Source organism: Azospirillum sp. UFLA03-27, from assembly GCF_059803775.1.
Map to the genome: position 1 here is coordinate 1 of NZ_JAUQTX010000348.1, position 5,333 is coordinate 5,333.

At 72.6% G+C, this 5,333-nt stretch carries 4 protein-coding genes; all 4 read right to left on the bottom strand.

The features are described 5' to 3' along the window. Positions 1-20 precede the first annotated feature (20 nt). Complete coding sequence (gene addB / locus Q4I23_RS30185; RefSeq protein ID WP_498528664.1) at positions 21-2,837, bottom strand: double-strand break repair protein AddB; 2,817 nt, start codon at positions 2,835-2,837, stop codon at positions 21-23. 114 nt (positions 2,838-2,951) lie between these two features. After that, complete coding sequence (locus Q4I23_RS30190) at positions 2,952-3,731, bottom strand: nucleotidyltransferase family protein (protein WP_498528665.1); 780 nt, start codon at positions 3,729-3,731, stop codon at positions 2,952-2,954. Positions 3,732-3,733: 2 nt separating this feature from the next. Next, entirely contained in the window at positions 3,734-4,747 is a 1,014-nt protein-coding gene (locus Q4I23_RS30195) for an aminoglycoside phosphotransferase family protein (RefSeq protein ID WP_498528666.1), read from the bottom strand. After that, positions 4,744-5,244 carry a tRNA (adenosine(37)-N6)-threonylcarbamoyltransferase complex ATPase subunit type 1 TsaE gene (gene tsaE / locus Q4I23_RS30200; RefSeq protein WP_454020119.1) on the bottom strand — a complete coding sequence of 167 codons (501 nt, stop codon included), beginning with the start codon at positions 5,242-5,244 and terminating at the stop codon, positions 4,744-4,746. The genes Q4I23_RS30195 and tsaE overlap by 4 nt, the downstream gene beginning before the upstream one ends. Positions 5,245-5,333: the final 89 nt, after the last annotated feature.

The window sequence follows — 5,333 nt, forward strand, 5'->3', positions numbered from 1 at the left end:
GCGTATAATCGTCGGCAGCGTCAGATGTGTATAAGAGACAGGCCCTTGACCGCCTTCTCCTCGCCCGGCGGGTCGCCGCCGGACAGGCGCCAGAAGGCCAGCTCCGCGACCCGGTTCCTGGCCACCCCGGCGAAACCGCCGGCCTCGGCCATGGCGGCCTCCAGCGGCAACTGCGGGGCGAAGCCCAGCTCGATCTCGCGGGTCGAGGGCGGGGTGCCGGTCTTGTAGTCGATCAGGACCAGCCCCTCGCCGCCCGAATCGATGCGGTCGGCCTTGGCGGTCAGCAGGAAGGGACCAGCGGGGCCGGTCAGCGCCAGCTCGCCAGACACCTCGGTGGCGAGCGGCTTCAGGGTGCGGCGGCGGTCGCGCTCCAGCCCGACGAACCACTCGGCGATGCGCTCGAAGCGCGGCCACCAGAAGGCCCAGACGTCGGGATGGCTGTGCAGCAGCGGGCCGAAGGACTCGCGCCCCATCGCCAGCAGCCGGTGCAGCGCGTCGTCGGGCAGGTGGCCAGGATAGGCCTTCACGAAGGCGTCCAGCGCCGCATGGATGAACTGGCCGCGGTCGGCGGCGCCGGGGTCGGCGGCGATGGGGTCGAGCTTGCGGAGATTCAGCACATGCTCGGCGTAGATGGCGTAGGGGTCGCGCATCCACTTCTCGATCTTGGTGACCGACAGCTTGCGCGGGCGGGCGGACACCGGCGGGCGCGGCTCCGGCGGGGCGACGGGGCGCACGGCGTCCGGCTCGTCCAGACCGCGCGCCCAGGCCAGCCAGGGCTCCCCGGCCAGCTCGATCCGCCCGTCCAGCCCCAGCGCGCGCAGCACCGTCTCCAGCCGCAGCAGCCAGCGCGACGGGACGGTCGGCGTGCCGTCCACCCGCTCCGCGCGGGTCAGCACGACCTCCTCCGCGCCGCAGGCATGGGTGAAGTCGTGGGCGGACAGGCCGACCATGCGTTCCGGGCTGGGCAGGCCGAAATCCCGGCGCATCGGGCGCGACATCCAGGGATCAGCACCGGGGTCGGGCGGCCAGGTCCCCTCGTTCAGCCCGCCGAGGACCAGCAGGTCGAAATGCTGAAGGCGCGCTTCCATGGGGCCGAGGATGTAGAGGCGCGGGTGCAGGCCGAAGCGCGGGCGCACCGGGCGCATCGCCATCAGCGCGTCGAGCAGCGCCGGATAGTCCTTGCCGGGAACGGCAGGGAAGCCGTCCGCCGCCTCCAGCAGCTCATGGACGAAGGTCGCGGCCTCCTCGCCGTCGTCCTGCCGCCACAGGAACTCCGACCCCGGCGCGTCGGTGCGCGAGGCCAGAGCCTCGGCGAAGGCGACGTGTGCGCGGACGAGGTCGCTGAGCGGGGCCTCGCCGAACAGCGTCTCCATGAAGGGGGCGGCGAGCGTTTCCAGATTTTCCAGCCAGCCGAGCAGGGCGGCCTGCTGGTCCGGGTGGTCGAAGCGGGCGGCGGCCTTCAGGGCGGCGATCAGCCCGGCGAAGCCCTCCGCCGGGCGGGGGCCGCGCAGGACGGTGCGCTCCAGCGCGCGGGCGGAGCGGCGGAACTCCGCCGGGTCGTGTCCGCCGGCGGCCAGCGGGTGCTTGGCGAGCGCCAGCAGGGCCAGCGGGTGGGCGCGGCTGGCGGCCAGCTCGGCGGTCAGCCGCAGATAGGTGCCGACGGCGGTGTGGACGAGCGGCTGGCCCGCCGAGTCGTTAACCGCGATGCCCCAGCGGGTCAACGCCATGGCGACCCGGCGCGCGAGGTTGCGGTCGGGCGAGACCAGCGCCGCCGTCTTGCCCGGAGTCTCCAGCGCGTGACGGAGCAGGAGCGCGATGACCGACGCCTCCTCCTCCGCGGTCGGGGCGTCGATGCGGGTCAGCCCCTCCAGGGCCTCGGCGTCCAGCCCGTCCAGCTCCCGCCAGCTTTCCGTGGTGGCGGCGGGGCGCATGGCCTCGGCGAGCAGGCGGGCGCGGGCGGCCCGCGGCTCCTCCGCGTCGTTCCAGCGGCGCACGGCGGCGCGGCCGACCGACAGCCGGTCGAGCAGATGGGCGAGGCCGTGTTGCGGGTGCGCCTCATCGGCGCGGATGGCGTCCCAGCTCGCCTCGTCGGCCTCCAGGTCGAGGCCGGGCAGCACGACGGCGCCCTGCGGCAGGGCGGCGACCACCGCCAGCAGGTCGGCCGACGCCGGGATGGAGCCGGTGGAGCCGGCGGCGATGACCAGCCCCTGCGGCGGCTCCGCCCGCCAGAGCGCGGCCTGGGTCTGAAGCACGAGGTTGCGGCGCTGCGCCGGGTCGGTCAGCGCGCTGGCGCCGAGGATGGCCGGCCAGTGCTCCGTGACGATCTTTAGGAACTCCAGCGTCACCTGCCAGTGCTGGGCGTAGTCCTCCGGCACCAGCGAGGCCAGCCGGTCGAAGGCGACATCCTCCGTCCACACCGCGTCGATCAGCCGGCCCAGGTCGGCGCCCAGCCGCACCGCCTGCGCGGTGGTGGCCGACACGCCGGTGGCCTGGAGGATCAGCCGGGCCAGCATCATCTGGCGCTTCAGCCCGCTGATCGGGTCGGGCAACTCCAGCGGCACGCCGGGCAGTTCCTCCGCCGAGGTCAGGCTGAGGGAGGCGGCGTCCAGCTCGCCCAGCGGGCTCATCCGCGGCAGCAGCATCGGCTGCCCGCCGGAGCGGCGCAGGAAGGCCTCGCGCAGCGAGCGGCAGGAGCGGCGCGTCGGCAGCAGGACGGTCACCCCGGCGAGCGCCAGCGGGTCGTTCCCCACGCGGTCCAGGATTCCCGCGGCGAGCTGGTCCACGAAGGACACGCCGGTGGGAATCGAATAGACCTTGGGCTCCGCCCTGCCGCTCATGCCTGCCCCGGAAGCTGTATCGTCAGACGCGCGAGGATACTAGATGTGGGGCAATGAGACCACAAAGCGTCAAGGAATACAAAAATTCTCACAAAGGGACGGCCGGGCGGCCGGTCAGGTGGTGACCACCGACACGTCGCTCATCGACAGCATCTCCTCCGTCTCGGCCAGCGCGTCCGGGGTGCCGATGTGGAACCACAACCCGTCATGGGCGAGGCCGAAGAGGCGACCGGCCTCCTGCGCGCGGTCCCAGATGCGGTTGGTGGAGAAGGCACCGTCGGGGGTGTCCTGCCCGAACAGTTCCGGCTTCACGATCTGGACGCCGGCGTAGACGAAGGGGGCGATCTCCATCTCGCCGCGCCGGGTCAGACGGCCCAGCGGGTCCATGTGGAAATCGCCGCGCCCCTCGTATCCCACCGCCTTGGTGGTCGCCATCAGCAGCAGAAGCGCGTCCATCTCGTCCGGGTTCCAGTGGCGGGCCAGCCGCGCCAGCGTGGGGGACGGCCCGTCGAGCCACAGGATGTCGGCGTTGACCACGTAGACCGGGTCGGTACCGAGCAGCGGCAGGGCCTTCTTCACGCCGCCGCCGGTCTCCAGCAGCGTGTCCTCCGGCGACAGGGTGATGGCCGGGCTGGTCCGTCCCGCCAGATGTGCGGCGATCATTTCGCCCTTGTAATGGCTGTTGACCACGGCGGCGGTCACGCCGGCCTCCTCCAGCCGGTCGAGCGCGTGGTCGAGCATCGGCTTGCCCATCACCGGGATCAGGGGCTTCGGGCGCTCCAGGGTCAGCGGGCGCATCCGCAGGCCCAGCCCGGCAGCCATCACCATGGCCTTGGCGGGGGCGGTTATCACAGGCGGCGTCTTGGTACGGGTCTTCTTCGAGACAGGCGACATAATCAATCCGGCTCCGGAACGACAAGCTCCGCGCGGGTACCCGGCGGCAGATGACGGGCAAACCAGTCGGCGACCGGGGCCAGTTCGGGCTTGGCGAGCTGGCCTTCCAGAAGCCGCCAGACGCGCGGCAGGTGAAGGAGATAGCCGCGTCGGCGCTGCAACGCCAGACGCACGAAGATGGCGAGGATGCGGGTGTGCCGGATCGCCCCCAGCACCGTGTAGGAGCGGCGGAAGGCCTCCCAGTCCCGATCCGGGAAGGCAGTGCGGTAGCGTTCCAGCAGCACGCCCTCCAGCCCGGCGGGCAGGTCGCGGCGGGCGTCCTCCAGCAGCGACACCAGATCGTAGGCGACGGGGCCGAGCCCGGCGCTCTGGTAATCGATCAGCCCCGCCGCCCGCAGGCCGGGCCGCGGCAGCCGCATCACGTTGTCCACATGGTAATCGCGCAGCAGCAGCGACTGCGGCCCGGCGCAGGCCCCCGGCACCACCGCGTTCCACGCCGCGTCGAAGTCGGACCGGGCCTCGTCCGACAGCGGTTTTCCCGTCGCCGCGGGCATGTAGACCTCGGCGAACAGCGCCACCTGCTGCGTGAACAGGCCCGCGTCGTAGAGCGGCAGGTTCAGGCAGGCCGCCTCCTCCACCGGGAAGCGGCGGTGCAACTCGATCAGAACGTCGGTCGCCAGCTCGTAGAGCGGGCGCGGCTCCTCCCCGGCGTTCAGCAGGCGGGTCAGGGTGCCGTCGCCGAAATCCTCCTGGATGGCGAGCCCCGCCTCCACCTCCGCCGCCAGAATGGCGGGGACCGAGAAGCCCAGCCGGTCCAGGGTGGCGCCGATGGCGATGAAGGGCGCCAGATCCTCCGCCGGGGCGGGGGTGTCGACCAGGATCAGCGTCCCGCCGTCCGGAGTCGTCAGGCGCTCGTAGCGGCGTGCCGAGGCGTCGCCGGCCAGCGGCTCGCGTTTGGCCCCCTCCAGCCCGTGGCGGGCGAGGAAGGCGGCGATCTGCGACGCGCGGTCGGTCACGGCCGCTCCAGTCCGGTGAGGTCGATTGTGGTGAGGCGCGATTCCCAGGCGCCGTGGCCGGTCAGGGTGGCGCGGCGCTCGGTCGGCCCGGCGAAGCTCATCACGATGTCGAGGCGGTCGGCGGGCAGCAGCGGCCCCAGCCGGTCCGGCCATTCCACCAGCAGGACGGCCTCGGCGCGGGCCTCGTCCCAGCCCAGTTCCGTCACCTCGTCGGGGCCGGACAGGCGGTAGAGGTCGAAATGCCAGACCGGGCCGATGTCGGTGTCGTAGGTCTGCACCAGCGTGAAGGTGGGGGACGGCACCTCCGCGTCCTCCTCCGTCACGGCGCGGATCAGGGCGCGGCACAGGGCGGACTTGCCGGCGCCCAGGTCGCCGCGCAGGGCCACGAGGTCGCCGGGCGCCAGCGCCGCGGCCAAACGGCGGGCCAGGGCTGCGGTCGCGTCCTCGCTCGGCAGCGCGACGGCGCGCGCGGTGGGGGGGGATTCGGTCTGGTTCATCGTGTCAAACAGGGTCGGATCAGCGGCGGGAGGCGGCCTTGCGCGGCACCGGGCCTGTCTCTTATACACATCTCCGAGCCCACGAGACT